At 39.9% G+C, this 14332-nt stretch carries 16 protein-coding genes and 2 riboswitches; all 16 genes read right to left on the reverse strand.

What is annotated here, in order from left to right; all coding sequences use genetic code 11:
- Positions 1-53 precede the first annotated feature (53 nt).
- Positions 54-731 (reverse strand): cytochrome c biogenesis protein CcsA, encoded by a 678-nt coding sequence (gene ccsA / locus Q7U95_RS08325; protein WP_308753552.1) that lies wholly within the window; start codon positions 729-731, stop codon positions 54-56.
- A 5-nt stretch (positions 732-736) separates the two neighbouring features.
- Positions 737-1432 carry a heme exporter protein CcmB gene (locus Q7U95_RS08330; RefSeq protein ID WP_308753553.1) on the reverse strand — a complete coding sequence of 232 codons (696 nt, stop codon included), beginning with the start codon at positions 1430-1432 and terminating at the stop codon, positions 737-739.
- Positions 1429-2154 (reverse strand): ABC transporter ATP-binding protein, encoded by a 726-nt coding sequence (locus Q7U95_RS08335; RefSeq protein ID WP_308753555.1) that lies wholly within the window; start codon positions 2152-2154, stop codon positions 1429-1431. The genes Q7U95_RS08330 and Q7U95_RS08335 overlap by 4 nt, the downstream gene beginning before the upstream one ends.
- A gap of 1 nt (position 2155) precedes the next feature.
- On the reverse strand, positions 2156-4093 hold the full coding sequence (locus tag Q7U95_RS08340; RefSeq protein ID WP_308753556.1) for a cytochrome c-type biogenesis CcmF C-terminal domain-containing protein: 1938 nt from the start codon (positions 4091-4093) through the stop codon (positions 2156-2158).
- A 9-nt stretch (positions 4094-4102) separates the two neighbouring features.
- Positions 4103-4483, reverse strand: a complete 381-nt coding sequence (locus Q7U95_RS08345; protein ID WP_308753557.1) for a cytochrome c maturation protein CcmE — start codon at positions 4481-4483, stop codon at positions 4103-4105.
- A gap of 269 nt (positions 4484-4752) precedes the next feature.
- Complete coding sequence (locus Q7U95_RS08350) at positions 4753-5367, reverse strand: hypothetical protein (RefSeq protein WP_308753558.1); 615 nt, start codon at positions 5365-5367, stop codon at positions 4753-4755.
- The gene (mog, locus tag Q7U95_RS08355) at positions 5345-5833 is read right to left on the reverse strand and encodes a molybdopterin adenylyltransferase (protein WP_308753560.1); all 489 of its coding nucleotides are present in this window, start codon (positions 5831-5833) and stop codon (positions 5345-5347) included. The genes Q7U95_RS08350 and mog overlap by 23 nt, the downstream gene beginning before the upstream one ends.
- A 422-nt stretch (positions 5834-6255) precedes the next feature.
- The gene (moaC, locus tag Q7U95_RS08360) at positions 6256-6747 is read right to left on the reverse strand and encodes a cyclic pyranopterin monophosphate synthase MoaC (protein ID WP_308753562.1); all 492 of its coding nucleotides are present in this window, start codon (positions 6745-6747) and stop codon (positions 6256-6258) included.
- Between the two features lies 1 nt (position 6748).
- Complete coding sequence (gene moaA, locus Q7U95_RS08365) at positions 6749-7735, reverse strand: GTP 3',8-cyclase MoaA (protein ID WP_308753564.1); 987 nt, start codon at positions 7733-7735, stop codon at positions 6749-6751.
- An 11-nt stretch (positions 7736-7746) separates the two neighbouring features.
- Positions 7747-8970, reverse strand: a complete 1224-nt coding sequence (glp, locus tag Q7U95_RS08370) for a gephyrin-like molybdotransferase Glp (protein ID WP_308753565.1) — start codon at positions 8968-8970, stop codon at positions 7747-7749.
- A 237-nt stretch (positions 8971-9207) separates the two neighbouring features.
- Positions 9208-10266: an ABC transporter ATP-binding protein gene (locus Q7U95_RS08375; RefSeq protein ID WP_308753567.1), complete on the reverse strand. Its 1059-nt coding sequence runs from the start codon at positions 10264-10266 to the stop codon at positions 9208-9210.
- Positions 10263-11066 carry an ABC transporter permease gene (locus tag Q7U95_RS08380; protein WP_308753569.1) on the reverse strand — a complete coding sequence of 268 codons (804 nt, stop codon included), beginning with the start codon at positions 11064-11066 and terminating at the stop codon, positions 10263-10265. The genes Q7U95_RS08375 and Q7U95_RS08380 overlap by 4 nt, the downstream gene beginning before the upstream one ends.
- A gap of 180 nt (positions 11067-11246) precedes the next feature.
- Positions 11247-11462 (reverse strand): molybdopterin-binding protein, encoded by a 216-nt coding sequence (locus Q7U95_RS08385; protein ID WP_308753571.1) that lies wholly within the window; start codon positions 11460-11462, stop codon positions 11247-11249.
- Positions 11463-11563: 101 nt separating this feature from the next.
- Entirely contained in the window at positions 11564-12586 is a 1023-nt protein-coding gene (gene wtpA, locus Q7U95_RS08390) for a tungstate ABC transporter substrate-binding protein WtpA (protein ID WP_308753573.1), read from the reverse strand.
- Between the two features lie 120 nt (positions 12587-12706).
- Positions 12707-12837: riboswitch (molybdenum cofactor riboswitch) on the reverse strand.
- A gap of 21 nt (positions 12838-12858) precedes the next feature.
- Positions 12859-13047 (reverse strand): hypothetical protein, encoded by a 189-nt coding sequence (locus Q7U95_RS08395; RefSeq protein ID WP_308753575.1) that lies wholly within the window; start codon positions 13045-13047, stop codon positions 12859-12861.
- Between the two features lie 202 nt (positions 13048-13249).
- Positions 13250-13400, reverse strand: a riboswitch (molybdenum cofactor riboswitch).
- A gap of 58 nt (positions 13401-13458) precedes the next feature.
- The gene (locus tag Q7U95_RS08400; protein WP_308753577.1) at positions 13459-14325 is read right to left on the reverse strand and encodes a GGDEF domain-containing protein; all 867 of its coding nucleotides are present in this window, start codon (positions 14323-14325) and stop codon (positions 13459-13461) included.
- Between the last annotated feature and the right edge of the window lie 7 nt (positions 14326-14332).

Consider the following 14332-nt stretch of genomic DNA (forward strand, 5'->3'; position numbering starts at 1 on the left):
TAAAAATAAAATCAACCAGGCGGCAAAATAAGCAGCGTAAAAAAAGGACATAACTAACCTCCAATCTCATCTTTTAAATCTTGAATTTCTTCTTGTAAGTTAATCATTCTTATCCTCTGTCCTAAAAGGTATAGATAAAAAAGCGTCATAGACGCCAAAAAAACTAAGGTTGTTATCCACATTGGAGTATCAAGCGCGATATTTTTAGGCGCCAGCATTAACGGATGAGCGCTCCTCCACCACCTAATTGACATAAATGAGATGGGAACGCTTATAAAAGCAACTATACCAAATACCGCGGTAAGGCGAGATTTACGTTCAATATCATCAACCGAGTAGTAAAGCATAAGGTAACCGGCGTAAAGCAACCACATAATTAATGAAGTGGTAAGCCTCGGCTCCCAAACCCACCAAACTCCCCAAGTAGGTTTAACAAAAATGGTGCCCGTTACCAAAAGCGCCGTATCAATAACCAGCCCTATCTCCGCCGAAGCATAGGCAATCTTGTCCCACTTTCTATCTCTGGTCTTTAGATAAATAATACTGCAGATAAAGACCACCAAGAAAGCAAAATAAGGAACAATTGCAACCGGAAAATGGATATAAAATATCTTTTGAACGACTCCAAGGTTCTTGTCGAGAGGAGCATAAAAAAAGGCCATATAAAGAGATATAAAAATTCCAATAAATGAGGCCATCCCCAGAAATCCCCTGACAATCTTATTTTTCAACCACATCACTCCTCTATAACATATTCAAAGGTTAGAAAACCAACCAATGCAAAAATAATATCATAAATAGCAAGCATTCTCAGCCATACGATAATATCTATCCAAAACTGCTGAGCATCAATTGAAGAAAACATTAAGACCAACTCGGTTGACTTCACTGCCGCCACCAATATCGGTACAATTACAGGTAAGAAGAGCACCGGCAACATAAGGTCTCTGGCTTTTGTATTGATTGAGATAGCGGATAGAAGCGTTCCAACTGCCGATACCCCCACGTCACTTAAGATTAAAATAATGATTAAAAGCCACAAATGAGAAAGAAAGCTTTCTTGTATAAAAAATATCGTAAAAATAGGAAGCGCTATTATCTCAACCAAAAAAAGAAAAATGAAACTGGATATAACCTTGCCAAAATAAATTGCCGAACGGTCTATAGGGCAGAGCATCAGCCCATCAAAACAATTTTCATCCTTCTCGTGAACAAAAATTCGATTTAAGCCCAAAATAGCCGCGAACAAGAAGGCAACCCAAAGAAGACCCGAAGAAACAGCTCTCATTGCAGAGCCGCTTCCGAAAGCAAAGTTGAACATAACCATGGTAAGCAAAGCAAAGATTAACATCGAATTAAGCATCTCTTTGGTTCTAAGCTCGGCAATTATATCTTTTTGGACCAGCGTCAATATGTGCCTCAAGTAGCTCATATCTTGTCTCCCGCATGCTCATGATATATTCTTTTAAAACTATCTAAATCAGGTAAATTCCCTCTTTGAGAATAAACTATTTTGCCTCCGCTTAATATTGCTAAGCTATTTGCATGAACAAGGCCTTTTTCAATATCATGAGTGGCCATAATTAAAGTATGACTACCCTCTTTTTTTAAACCCTCCAACATATCATCAAGAATGCCACGAGCATGGACATCCAGTCCGCTGAAAGGCTCATCTAAAAAAATTATTTCGGGATTGTGCAATAGAGCTCTGGCTATCGAAAGTCTCTGTTGCATTCCTCGGGAAAAAGTTCTTACAACATCAAATTTACGGTGGTCAAGCTCGACTTTTTGCAAAAGTTCAGAAATCCTATCATCCAGTGCCGGAACGTTGTACATTTTGCCGTAAAAACGCAAATTTTCGTAGGCATTAAGGTCCTTATAAAGAATAAGGTTGTGGGAGATAAGACCAATTTTTTCTCTAATCTCGATAGAATTTTCTTTTATCTCAAAGCCATTAATTGTAATTGACCCGGACGAAAATCCGGAAAGCGTAGCCAGTATTCTCAAAAGAGTAGTTTTTCCCGCGCCGTTAGAACCAAATATAGCTAAGAAATCACCTTTACAAACGTCTAAATTGAGCTCTTTTAATACTTTGCGCCTTCCAAAGTCTTTGCTCAGGGAATTTATGCAAATAAAAGGAGAACTTTTCAACAACCTATTTTACCTCTTTCAACCATACTTTAGATTTATCGGGCCAAAAAGCAATAACCGTCCCCGCAAAAAGAACAATGGCTCCCATCCAAATCCAAGACATAAGAGGGATGAGTTTAAATTGAATACGCGCAGATTCATCCTGATCGTAACTCGATAAAATAACGAATATATCTCTTGTAACCCCGCTCTTTATATTAACCTTTGAGGTCATAGTATCTTGTTTAAGATGGTAAATTAACTTAGGGCTAAGCCGCCCTTTATGTTCTCCGTCCGCCTTTAGCGCCAAATTTACTCCAATTATTTCCTTGGAAAAATCGCTATTATCGACAAATAACCCTTCGTTTGTAACAGTTGCATCCTTAACTGTTAAACTCTCCCCTTTTTTCAAAGTTGCTTCACTTTCTGTTAAGTAAAAAGTGGAGCCAATGAGTCCAACAAAAATTATCACAATTCCAATATGAGAGAGCAGCCCGCCATACCTTACCCTATTTGCCTTCATCTTATGCCATAAATTTCCACCGTGTTTCATTCCCGCCAATAATTCCCTATATGTAACCTGAAGCGTAGTGGTGCCCGCAAATATGCAGAAGAAGAAACCGATACTCCCCCACAAGTTTTTGTCCCAGAAAAAGAAGGTAGCTAAAGCACCTACTAAACTTAAAATTGACGGAAGTGTAATTTTTTTAATAAATCTTGAGGTATCAGTCGTTTTCCAACCCAAAAGAGGGCATATACCGATAAAAAATAGATATATATATCCTAGTGGAGAAGCAAGTTTATTGTAAAAAGAGGGACCCAGAGATATTTGGTTACCAATCAGCAACTCCGTTATTACAGGATAAAAAGTTCCAATGGTAACTATCGCCGTAAAGAAAAGCAAAACTATATTATTTAAATAAAAACCGTAATCTTTAGATATTAAAGAGTGAATTTCTTCTCCCTTAAAAGATTTTCGACGATATATGACTAAGAAGATAAATCCCAAGGTAAACAATATCATAAACCAAAAGAAGTAAACAGCAATTGATGACCTTCCAAAAGCGTGAACCGACTCTATTATGCCGCTTCTGGTTATAAAGGTACCAAGAATACACATCAAAAAAGTTACCATTGCCAAGATTAACGTCCATATCTTAAACAATTTCCTCTTTTTGTAAACAGCCAATGAGTGAAGAAGAGCTGTACCGGTAAGCCAAGGAAGAAGAGAGGCGTTCTCAACCGGATCCCAGGCCCAATATCCACCGAAAGCAAGCTCGTCATAGGCCCAAAGAGAACCTAAAAAGATACCGATTCCTAAAAATAACCAAGCAAATAAAGTCCATCTTCTACATCTCGATACCCAAGGACCATCGGGTTGATTAGTTATTAATGCTGCAGCGCTCAACGCGAAAGGAACGGTAAAGGCCGCATATCCTATAAATAAAGCCGGCGGATGAAAAACCATTTGGGGATGTAAAAGTAAAGGATTTAACCCTATCCCATCGGCAAGAAACATTGGCGCCGTTTCAAAAGGATTAGCCGGTAAAGCTAAAAGCAAAAGAAAGAAAGACTGAGCAATAACCAGTATCGCCAAAGCATACTGGGTTAATCTGCCTTTTCTGTTTGCCAAGAGAAAAATGAGCGTAAACAAAGAAAGTAACAACTGCCAAAGAAGAAGAGAACCCTCCTGCCCTCCCCAAAAAGCAGTTATTGTATAGAGAAGCGGCAAATCCCTGCTGGAATAACTGAAAACATAGAGAATAGAAAAATCTCTTACAAGAAAAGCCCTCAAAAGAATTAACGAAGCAGTGCTCGACAAAATGAACAAAATCCATATGCTAATGTGGCCTGCTTTAATAACCTTGCCGTTCTTAGTTTTAAGGCCGTATATAAAAAGAATAGCAGCTGTAACTGCCACTGCCAATGAAAGCCAAATTGTAACCTCTCCAAACTTAGCCACACTATCCCTCTATTCTTCTGATGTATATTTTGATGGGCATTTAGCTAATAAACTGTCAGCCTTAATACCTGAATTCGGCTCATAGACACCCTCAACAATCACTTCTGCCCCTTTTTTTAACGCACTTGGTAAAACACCTGAGTAAACAACTGCAACCGAATTTTCTTCATCAGCAATCATAAACTTATAAACGCCCTCGTTCTCCTCGACAATATCACCCACAACTTTTCCCGACACCTTAACGGATTTACCATGTAAAGATTCATCCGAAACAACCTCACCGGGAGTCCGGTAATACAAAAAAGAACTGCCGGCAGTATATAAAAGAATCCCGAAGAAAATTATTATTATGACACTGGTAATAACAATACGTTTACGTTTTGCTTTCATATTGACCTCCTGTCTCTAAATTAAGCTGATTCATTATACAAAAAAAAATTATTTTAAACAAACCAGTCGCTTGGTCACTACCCCTGCCTGACGGCAGGCAGGGCTCCTTTGGAAAATGCAAAATGTAAATTAAAAAGATAAGCGCGGCCTTTAAAAACAGCCTTTTGGTTCAACCCTTAAGCCAGCCCTTGGCCAATAGCTATTACCGCCATATCATTTTTAGGCGCCGTGCCTGCCGGCCCGGATAAACCGGTGGCTTATAACACTAATTAATCAGCTTCTTTTATCAACCAAGTTAAAATTAAAGCAGCTATAAATAAAAGGCCGTTGATTGAGAAAAAACTTAGCCGAATAAGTAAATTTGATGAAGAGCGCGCCGGGCCACTTGGATGAAAAATAGCCGAACCAGCAGTTGAATAAAGCCAGACTACAAAAGATGCAAGAATTATATTTAAAGCAGATGTAATTTTCTTATCATCAACCCAAAGGGAGAAAAGATAAAAAAGAGGCGCCACCACTAAAATAAAGATGGTAATTTTAAAACGGGGTTCCGCTAAAAAAACCCACTTTCCCCAAATCATCTTGGTAACAAAGATTGATAGCACTCCATTGAAAACCCAGATCAAGAGAGCAATTTTCTGTGAAGAAACAGCCCATTTGCCAAGAGAATCCTTTTTAAAAATAAGATGAAGGGCTCCAAAAATACCGGCTAATATAAATATCATTATGCCGACTATAGCAAGACCGGCATGAATATATAAAACTTTAATCCAATTCCCTAATGTGCTTTCGGCCGGGGAAAAAATAGAAATAATTAAAATAAAAAAACAAATCAGCCCGATAAGATAAGTGCCATTTCTCTTACTTAACAGCGCACTCTCCACCTTCACCTCTTAGAATTTTAATCCCGTGAGGAATAGCAGGAAGCACAACTTCCAAACACTCTTTTGCCGCCTTGGGGCTGCCGGGAAGATTTATTATAAGTGTTCTACCCCGCATACCACTCACCGCTCGAGAAAGCATGGCGTTTGGTGTAATTTTTAAACTTTCCGCACGCATCGCTTCCGCAAAACCGGGAACCTCTTTATCTATCACCGATATTGTAGCCTCAGGCGTCACATCTCTGGGAGATAACCCCGTACCACCGGTCGTAAGAACCAAATCCACTTTCTCGTAATCAGCTAAAATTCTTAAATCTTTGGCGATGAGTCTTTTTTCGTCGGGTATTATTTGATAGGAAACAATTTCAGCTCCATTCTTTTCCATTATTTCCTGGAGAATTTTGCCACTTTCATCAACCCGTTCTCCTTTTGAGCCCTTGTCACTTATGGTTAAGATTGCGACTTTCATAACACACCTCCATATATCATTGGTAGCCACTGATATCTGCTATCTAGCTGATAGCCCGTTCCCCGCCAGTGACGGGTCACTTGATAGCCGATAGCCCGTTCCTCCATCAACAATGGAGTCACTCAATGGCAAAAACAAAAACCTCCTGCTTAATTGCTAAATAGCCCGGCCTACGGCCTCGATGGCCGATGGCTCGCTCACTACTGTTCGCTCAATAGCCCATAGCTCAAACCATCAGTCCGAAATTAGTTAGCTTGTTGGTTGGTTTGTTTTCCATGCTCCATACTCTATACTCCATCTACCATAAGCCATTTAGTCGGTAGTCTCTTAGTTGAGAGTCCCACCAAAGGCGGGCAAGCGGGTGTTTGTTGGTTTTTTTCCTTTACCCTCTCAACTTTCTATCTGCTATCTGCTATCTGCCATCAGCCATCTGTCCTCACAAAAGTTCCGCTTCTGCCCCCGCTCTTCTTCACAAGTTTTATCTCTTTGATTTCCATCGTCTTATCAACAGACTTACACATATCATAAATTGTCAAAGCGGCAATTGCTACCGCGGTAAGCGCCTCCATCTCTATGCCTGTTCTGTCCATAGTCTTGGTAGTCGCTAAAATTTCAATTGATGAATTTTTTTCATCAATTTTAAAATCAATGTCCACCCCCGTTATTTGAATGGGATGACACATGGGAATAATGTCACAAGTTTTTTTCGCTCCCATAATTCCCGCAACCTGGGCAACAGCAAGAACATCCCCTTTTTTCACACCACTGGTTTTAATTAGGTCAAGAGTTTCTTTTTCCATTTTAATTAAGCCCTTGGCAACTGCTTCACGAACCGTTATTTTCTTTTCGCTGACATCAACCATCTTTGCTCTCCCATGTTTGCCAAGGTGAGTTAGGTTACGTTTATTTTCCATTTTATCCTCCAATTTGAGACATTGTCCTCACAAAATCCTTTTTAAGAGCAGATGAATGATCTTTTGGTTTCTCCTTTAATGCCCTGCTTAAAACCTCTTTAACCGCTTCTTCCGGATGATTGTTTCTCATAGGTCCAATTATATCTATCTCGTCGTTTGAAAAAAGACATGTCTTGAGTTTCCCGTCAGCCGTAAGTCTCAATCGGTTGCATTCGGGGCAAAAGTGGTTGCTCATCGGAGAAATAAAACCAACTGTTCCAAGAGCACCTTTAAACTTCATGTACCTTGCCGGACCAGACCCCCGCGGAGAATCAACCTTATTAAGTGAACCAAATGTTTTTAACTTTTCGGCTATCTCGGAGCAAGTAAGACCTGCCTTAAAACCTACCTCCTTGCTAAAAGGCATATACTCTATGAACCTTACATGCAGCGGGTAATCAAAGGTAAGTTTGGCAAAGTCCTTTAAATCACTCAAACCGTCGTTTATTCCTTTTAAAATGACAGCATTGATTTTTAACGGCTTAAACCCAACATCTAATGCTTTTTGAATCCCTTTCTTCACAATATTTAAATCTCCAACTCGCGTTATTTGTTTAAATTTCTCGGAATTTAGAGAATCAATACTTACATTGATGCGTTCAAGCCCCGCTTTATATAACTCTTCAGCAAAATCAGCCAAAAGAACTCCGTTTGTGGTAAGCGACATATCATGAAGCTCGGGTATGCCGGATAAACTTCTTATTAAATCCACTACGTCCCTTCTTACGAGGGGTTCTCCTCCAGTGAGCCTAACCTTTGAAATGCCCTGCTTTATCGCGTGAGATACAAATAACTCAATCTCCTCATATGTGAGAATATCCCTATGTTTCTTAAAATCCGAAAGACCTTCTTTAGGCATACAATATATGCAACGTAAATTACATTTATCGGTAATTGAAACTCTAAGATAGTCTATCCGCCTATTATGATTATCAAATAATTCCGGCAACTGTCTTCTCCTTAATGATCTTCGGGTAAGTTAATCAAATGAACCTTAACTTTATCCCCGGTTTTAACTAAAGTTGTTTCTGCGGGAATCACCGCTATTCCGTTGGCCAAAGACATTGATTTCAAGATACCTGAACCCTGAGGCCCGGTTAAAGAAACGTAAAACTCCCCGTTTTTTCTCCTAACATTAACCCTAACAAAAAACGCTCTGCCTGGTTTTTTCTTTAAGTCATGTTCAAATATAGCATCCACTTCGGGACGAAAGATATGATTCTTTCCCATCATCTTTAAAATTGCCGGCCGAACATACTCCTCAAAACAGACCACCGTCGAAACTGGATTCCCCGGAAGACCAAAGATAAGCTTGTCGCCTAAACGCCAAAAGGCCAAAGGCATGCCCGGCTTTTGAGCTACTTTCCAAAATTTAAGCTCAGCTCCCAGCCCAGTTAAAACATCTTTAACCACATCATAATCACCCATAGAAACTCCACCGGTAGTTAACAGGATATCCGAAATGTTTAACCCCTTCTCAATTAACTTTCTTGTAGCATCCATGTTATCGCGAGCTACCTCTAAAGGGACGGGTTTAGCCCCACACGATATTACTTGAGCCGTAAGAGAATAGGTGTTGCTGTTTCTAATCTTCCCCGGTGCCAGCGGCTCATTAATCTCAACTAATTCATCACCGGTACTAATTATTGCAATGGTGGGCGGTTTAAAGATTTTAAGCTCACTTTTCCCCAAGGAAGCAAGCAAACCTATCTCCTGAGGCCTTATATCGAGCCCACAAGGGAAAACCTTTTCACCTTCAGTTACATCTTCTCCCGTCAAGCGAACGTTATCCCCTTTTTTTGCTTCACAATAAATCAACACTTCTTCATTATTTAAAGAGGTATCTTCTTTTTTAACTACTGAATCGGCACCTTGGGGAACAGGAGCACCCGTCATAATCTTTAACGCGGACCCGGAAGTAACTTGAAAATCAGACACATCTCCCGCTTTTAAATCCCCTAGAACCTTTAACTTACAAGGAGACTCTTTAGATGCCCCAACGGTATCGGAAGCAATGATCGCAAAACCATCCATAGCTGAATTATCAAAGGGAGGTATGTTCATATCAGAAACTACATCCTCTGCAAGGACATACCCTAAAGAATCCATGAGATTGACTTTTTCAACAGGTTGAAGTCTCACTTCATCTAAAATTATTTTTAATGCTTCTTCTGGTTTAATCATCAAATCTCACCCGTTAGTCGGTAGTCTGTTAGTCGAGAGTTGGGAGTTTGTTGGTTTTTTCCTTTACCCTCTCAACTTTCTATCAGCCCCGCCAGAGGCGGGCGGGCATCTGCTATCACAACTTTACCCTATACCCTATGCTTTTCACTATAATTTCTCTATTCATTTTTGTCTTGCTGAAAGCTGGAGGCTGACGGCTGGGGGCTGAACTCTGTTACCCTTCACTTTTTTCCCTAATTACTTTCTAATCACATGAACCGCTGTCGATTTAAAACTTGCCGTCACTTCTCCGCCTTCCTTTAACCCTATTTCCTCAGCAGATTGCTTGGTAATAAGAGCAATTAACGGAAAACCACAATTAAGATTAACTTTAATCACCGCGCCGAGCGATGTCAACTTCACAATCTTGGCATTAAAATTATTTCTTGCGCTTGAGCTTTTCTTTTCTTTACTGATACTTACGGTAACATTTTCCGGCCTTATCCCTAAAAGAACTTTTTCTCCAATGGAAACATTGGAAATAACCTCAACTTTGGCTCCATTTACGTCAACAACAGCTAACTCGTTGAGACGAGAGACAACCTTTCCCTCCAAAACCGTTTCAACCCCCACAAAATCAGCAACAAATTCATTAACGGGAGAGTTGAATATCTCATCCGGTTTGCCAACCTGGACAATTTTTCCGTCACGCATAATTGCAATTCTATCAGCAATTACAAGCGCCTCTGTTTGATCGTGGGTAACAAAAAGTGATGTTTGATTCATTCTCTTTAAAATAATCCTGAGCTCTTCCCTTAAATTTTCTCTGACTTTTTTATCAAGAGAACTGAGGGGTTCGTCAAAAAGAAGAAGTCTGGGCTCCATAATTAAGGCTCTCGCAAGGCTTACCCGTTGCTGCTCTCCTCCACTTAAAGTTTGCGGTCTTCTATGCAGAATATTTTCAATGTTTAAAGTGGCAACAATCTTTTTAAATTTATTCTCAACGTCGTCAATTTGTCGGTAGCGCACCCCAAAAAGAATGTTCTCTCTTACGGTAAGATGGGGAAATAAAACATAGTCTTGATAAATAAACCCTATGTTCCGCTTCTCGGGGGGTAAATCGTTTGCAAAATTTCCATCCAAAATTATGCTACCTTTTTTAGGCGGAAAAAACCCGGCAATCGCTTCAAGAAGAACAGTTTTGCCTGCTCCACTGGGGCCAAGAATAACAAAAACTTCGTCTTCTTTTATGGAGAGATTTATATCTCTTAGTTTAAATTCACCTAAATCAATGTCCAAATTCTCTATTTCTATCATTTCTTGTTGCCCATTCCCATTCCGCCATAAGCAAGCAATCGAAATACCACAAAACCAATCAAACAAAAGACCAAAAGAAGAACGGACACCGCCGAGGAATGCTTTAAATCAAGCTGTGAATAAACATCATAAACTTTTACCGGGGCAGTCATGGGATAATAAGCCAGGATTATAACCGCTCCAAATTCACTTATTGCCCGTGCCCAAGTAAGAACCCAACCAGTTAACACTCCTCTTATTGCAAGCGGGAGAGATACTCTACGAAAAACTTCGGAAGGGGTGGCTCCTAAAGTTCTTGCCACCTGTTCCATCCTTACATCCACCGACTCAAACCCTTCTCTTGCGGAATTAACCATAAAGGGCAAACTCACAAAAAGCATAGCCACTACTATTCCCAACTTTGTGCCCACAAACCTTAAGCTAAAAAATCTTTCAAAAAGAGCGCCCACCATTCCATACCGTCCGAAAACAAACAACAACAAAATACCGGCCACCGTATGCGGAATTGCCAGCGGTAAATCAACTATTGATTCGACGAGCGATTTCCCAAAAAATCTTGCTCTGGCAAGAATATAGGCTAAAGGAACTCCAAAAAGAGCGGCGATGGTTGCCGTAACCGCCGCCAGGGAAATGCTGTTAAATATCGCTTCCTGAACACTTTTGTCACCCGCCTCTTCAATTAAGATGGCTGGAGATTGAGCTAATATTGAGCGGGCAAGAGGAAGCAATATAAATAAAATTAACAATCCACCCATTAGAGAAAAAACATAATACATCAGGTTGGTCTTTTTAAACCTCATGATTTCCCCTTAAATAAACTAAACAAATTTAAATTTTACGAAAACAATAATAGCTTAGCGATAGTTTAAATATCAATCAAGTTAAAAGATCGTTTCTGGTTAAGGGGCCTATGCCCCTTAACCCTTATGTATAATAATAGCCGGGAGATAGGCACAGGCCCCTTCAGCCAAGTATTAGACCTAAAACTGTTCGGTAGCCACCATCACAGACGACGCCTTGATGACAGCACAGACCTGTTTCCCCTTCTCCAAGCCAAGTTTCTCAGCAGATTCCTTGGTGATGATAGAGACAACCTGAGTTCCTCCTGGCAGTTCAATAACAACTTCGGAATTGACAGCACCATTAGTAACCTCGACCACTTTGCCCGATAAGACGTTTCTTGCACTGACCTTCATCTTCTTCACCTCCTTTCTTCTTTAAGTCTAATATAGGAAATACAGGGGGGATTAACCCCCCCTGTATAGCAAACTTCTTGCGCTACAACAAAATCCTAAAATTAACTTTCAATCTTTACAATATCTTCTAATTCCGAAGGCAATGTATCCGCATCCTTCGTAAGTGGTGGATTGTAAGCAGGTTGACCTGAATCATTCATAATTTTCTGACCCTTCTCGCTCAGAAGCATCTTTATGAAGGCCATGGCAACCTCAGGATTTTCTGAATTTTTGGGAATCGTTACACCGTAGATGATAAATTTGCCTTTTTGAGCTTTACCATCCGCCAACGTTATTGACGCCTGAGCATAAAAATCCGCCAACTCCTCCTTCTCGAGGTTTATCTCTTCAGGCAACTCCAAGATCTTCAAACCGTGCTGTTTCGCGACGGAAAGATATTCAAACGCGTAATCCAAATCGCCGGATTGAAGAAGAGATACAAGCTCAACCGACTTGGGTCTTATATTTTCCTTAGGACAGTGGTCAATTAATGCTTGGTTTAAGCCATCAATGCCGTAATGCTTCTCGGCCAATTGAAAGACTTGACGAGCCCTGTAACCGCAAGGGTCGGAGTCGGGATCCGAATGACCGTACATTACACCATCTCTCTGAAATATTTCATACCAGTTGTCTTTAGTTATTTCATCCGCGTATTTGCTTTTATCGGTATAGGCGATGACCATTCTGTTGCTCGCAAATTTTACATTCCAGTTAGCATAATCCGGCTTAAGAAGTTCATCTATGACCGTATAATCGGCTGAAGCCATAACATCACAGTTCTTCTTTAGTTCACATATCTTTTTAGCACAGTCGCGACTTCCGGCACCCTCAAGAAGAACCTTCACATTGGGATGCTCTTTTTCAAACTCGGTCTTAAGCGTTTCAAATGGCTCCTTAAGACTCCCGGCATGAAATACAATTAAATCGCCCTTTAGTGTATCTTTTTCCTCAACCTTTTCCATAACTTTCTCTTCCGGCTTTTCTTCTGTTTTCTGACAGCCAACCACCCCAAAAGTTAGCGCGGCAATAAGCAGTAATGAAAACAAAATAACTATTGCATTCTTAAATCGACTTTTTCCAAACATAACTTGCACTCCTTTTTATATAGTTTACTTAGTAAAATCAAACAACTACTCTTTATTTCCCTTAATGAAATCACCTCCTTTTAAAAAAATAAAAAACCGGCATCTAAGTGACTACCGGTCTTTTTGTAAAACCAGTCTCCTTTCCGTCACGGGAGGCAGTACCGTTTCCGGTAAAACCCTATCGGTCACATTCCTTGCCTCGCAAAAGTTTTGCGAGGTTTAGGTCAAGCGACTCGGAGAAAAAACATATTTAATTAAATTATTAAAAACTATTAAAAACAACCGAGTTGGCAACCATAGAGCTTTATCTCAAGCTCGTTTACAACGTCGCCAACCACTTTTGGGGATACGCCCAACTCCTTTGCTATTTTATGAGCCATCGGGCAGGAAATTTTCCCCTCTTTAGCTTTCTCTTTAACTATTTTCTTAATTTTATTTAAATCACAAGATTCAGATGACATCTATAAAACCCTCCTTTTATAGTCAGGAGTCTGTTAGTCGGTAGTTTGTTGGTTTGCTTGTTGGCTTGTTGTTTGTTTTTTGACTCTAAGCTCTCCGATTTACGCTCCGTGCTCTTAGTTTTACCATACTCCACACCCTACACTCTTTTAACTTTCCATTTTTTGCTTTCAACTAAAAACGCCATTCCCAAATATGGAAATAGCATCATCTTAAGACACTCCTTTCCAAATACGAGAGGCATAAAAATTTCTTTTTACACCCTATGAGCCCTAAACTTAAAGAACCCTGCGGTTACTTCCCCTGCTTTGCTTTTGCAAAGTTTAGTAAAAGTAACTCGGAGCACACATATTAAATTTACCTTTTATATTCTATCTAATTTACCCTTTCCCTTTAAATTTTAAAAAAATTTTTTAGCTGGCTACACAAGTTTTATTTCTGCCACTTTCTTTTGCCTCGTAAAGTGCCTCATCAGCTTTTACAACCAATCCGGAAGCATCTTTCGCATCGTGGGGATACGTTGCAACCCCGCCACTTATGGTCTTCTTCACAACCGGCTGTTCTCTGTTCCCCGGAAATTCAAGAGATTCAACTGCTTTCCGTATTCTTTCAGCAACAACAACCGCCTGTTCTTTCGAGGCACGTGGCAATAAAACTACAAATTCCTCCCCACCGTATCTAGAAACAATATCGATATCCCTGGTATTTTCTCTAATTGTCTTGGCTATCTTTTTCAGTACTACGTTCCCCTGTTCATGACCATAAGTATCGTTATAATGTTTAAAATGATCTATGTCCATCATAATAAATGACAGTTCTTTTTCATACCTATCCGCCCTCTTCTTTTCCTCCTCCATTCTATCGAGAAAATAACTATAGTTGAATAGTCCCGTAAGACGATCATGGACAGAGAGCAACTCTAAAGCCATCTGTTGCTTCTTCTGCTTCTTGGAAAGAACTCCTAAAATTGAACCTACAAGTAAAAAAATTGACACGCCTACAACTATTTCTACAATAGTACTTTTCACGCTCAAAGCTTGGTAAAACTCAGGAGAATTCACGCTCGAGTAAAGCCACCATGAAATAGCCCCAATGCTCATCAATCCAATGGATATCACTCCATAAATATCATAAACCATAGCGGCAATAACCAGGGGCACCACGTAGAGCGTCCAATAAGTTAAAACACCATGAGGAAAAGAAAAATAAATTACAAGATTTGCAAAAGCAAATGTCAATACAATAACTAACACACTACGTAAGTATTTACCTCGCTTCACAGTTCCC

This window comes from Candidatus Oleimmundimicrobium sp. (genome assembly GCF_030651595.1).
In the GTDB taxonomy this organism is placed as follows: domain Bacteria; phylum Actinomycetota; class Aquicultoria; order UBA3085; family Oleimmundimicrobiaceae; genus JAUSCH01.

What these genes read in the sequence shown, in the direction of transcription:
- wtpA (WP_308753573.1), bottom strand. Translation starts at nt 12,586, where the DNA reads ATGTTTGGAAAAAGTCGATTTAAGAATGCAATAGTTATTTTGTTTTCA.
- Q7U95_RS08380 (WP_308753569.1), bottom strand. Translation starts at nt 11,066, where the DNA reads ATGAGGTTTAAAAAGACCAACCTGATGTATTATGTTTTTTCTCTAATG.
- Q7U95_RS08395 (WP_308753575.1), bottom strand. Translation starts at nt 13,047, where the DNA reads ATGTCATCTGAATCTTGTGATTTAAATAAAATTAAGAAAATAGTTAAA.
- Q7U95_RS08375 (WP_308753567.1), bottom strand. Translation starts at nt 10,266, where the DNA reads ATGATAGAAATAGAGAATTTGGACATTGATTTAGGTGAATTTAAACTA.
- Q7U95_RS08385 (WP_308753571.1), bottom strand. Translation starts at nt 11,462, where the DNA reads ATGAAGGTCAGTGCAAGAAACGTCTTATCGGGCAAAGTGGTCGAGGTT.
- Q7U95_RS08345 (WP_308753557.1), bottom strand. Translation starts at nt 4,483, where the DNA reads ATGAAAGCAAAACGTAAACGTATTGTTATTACCAGTGTCATAATAATA.
- moaC (WP_308753562.1), bottom strand. Translation starts at nt 6,747, where the DNA reads ATGGAAAATAAACGTAACCTAACTCACCTTGGCAAACATGGGAGAGCA.
- glp (WP_308753565.1), bottom strand. Translation starts at nt 8,970, where the DNA reads ATGATTAAACCAGAAGAAGCATTAAAAATAATTTTAGATGAAGTGAGA.
- Q7U95_RS08330 (WP_308753553.1), bottom strand. Translation starts at nt 1,432, where the DNA reads ATGAGCTACTTGAGGCACATATTGACGCTGGTCCAAAAAGATATAATT.
- mog (WP_308753560.1), bottom strand. Translation starts at nt 5,833, where the DNA reads ATGAAAGTCGCAATCTTAACCATAAGTGACAAGGGCTCAAAAGGAGAA.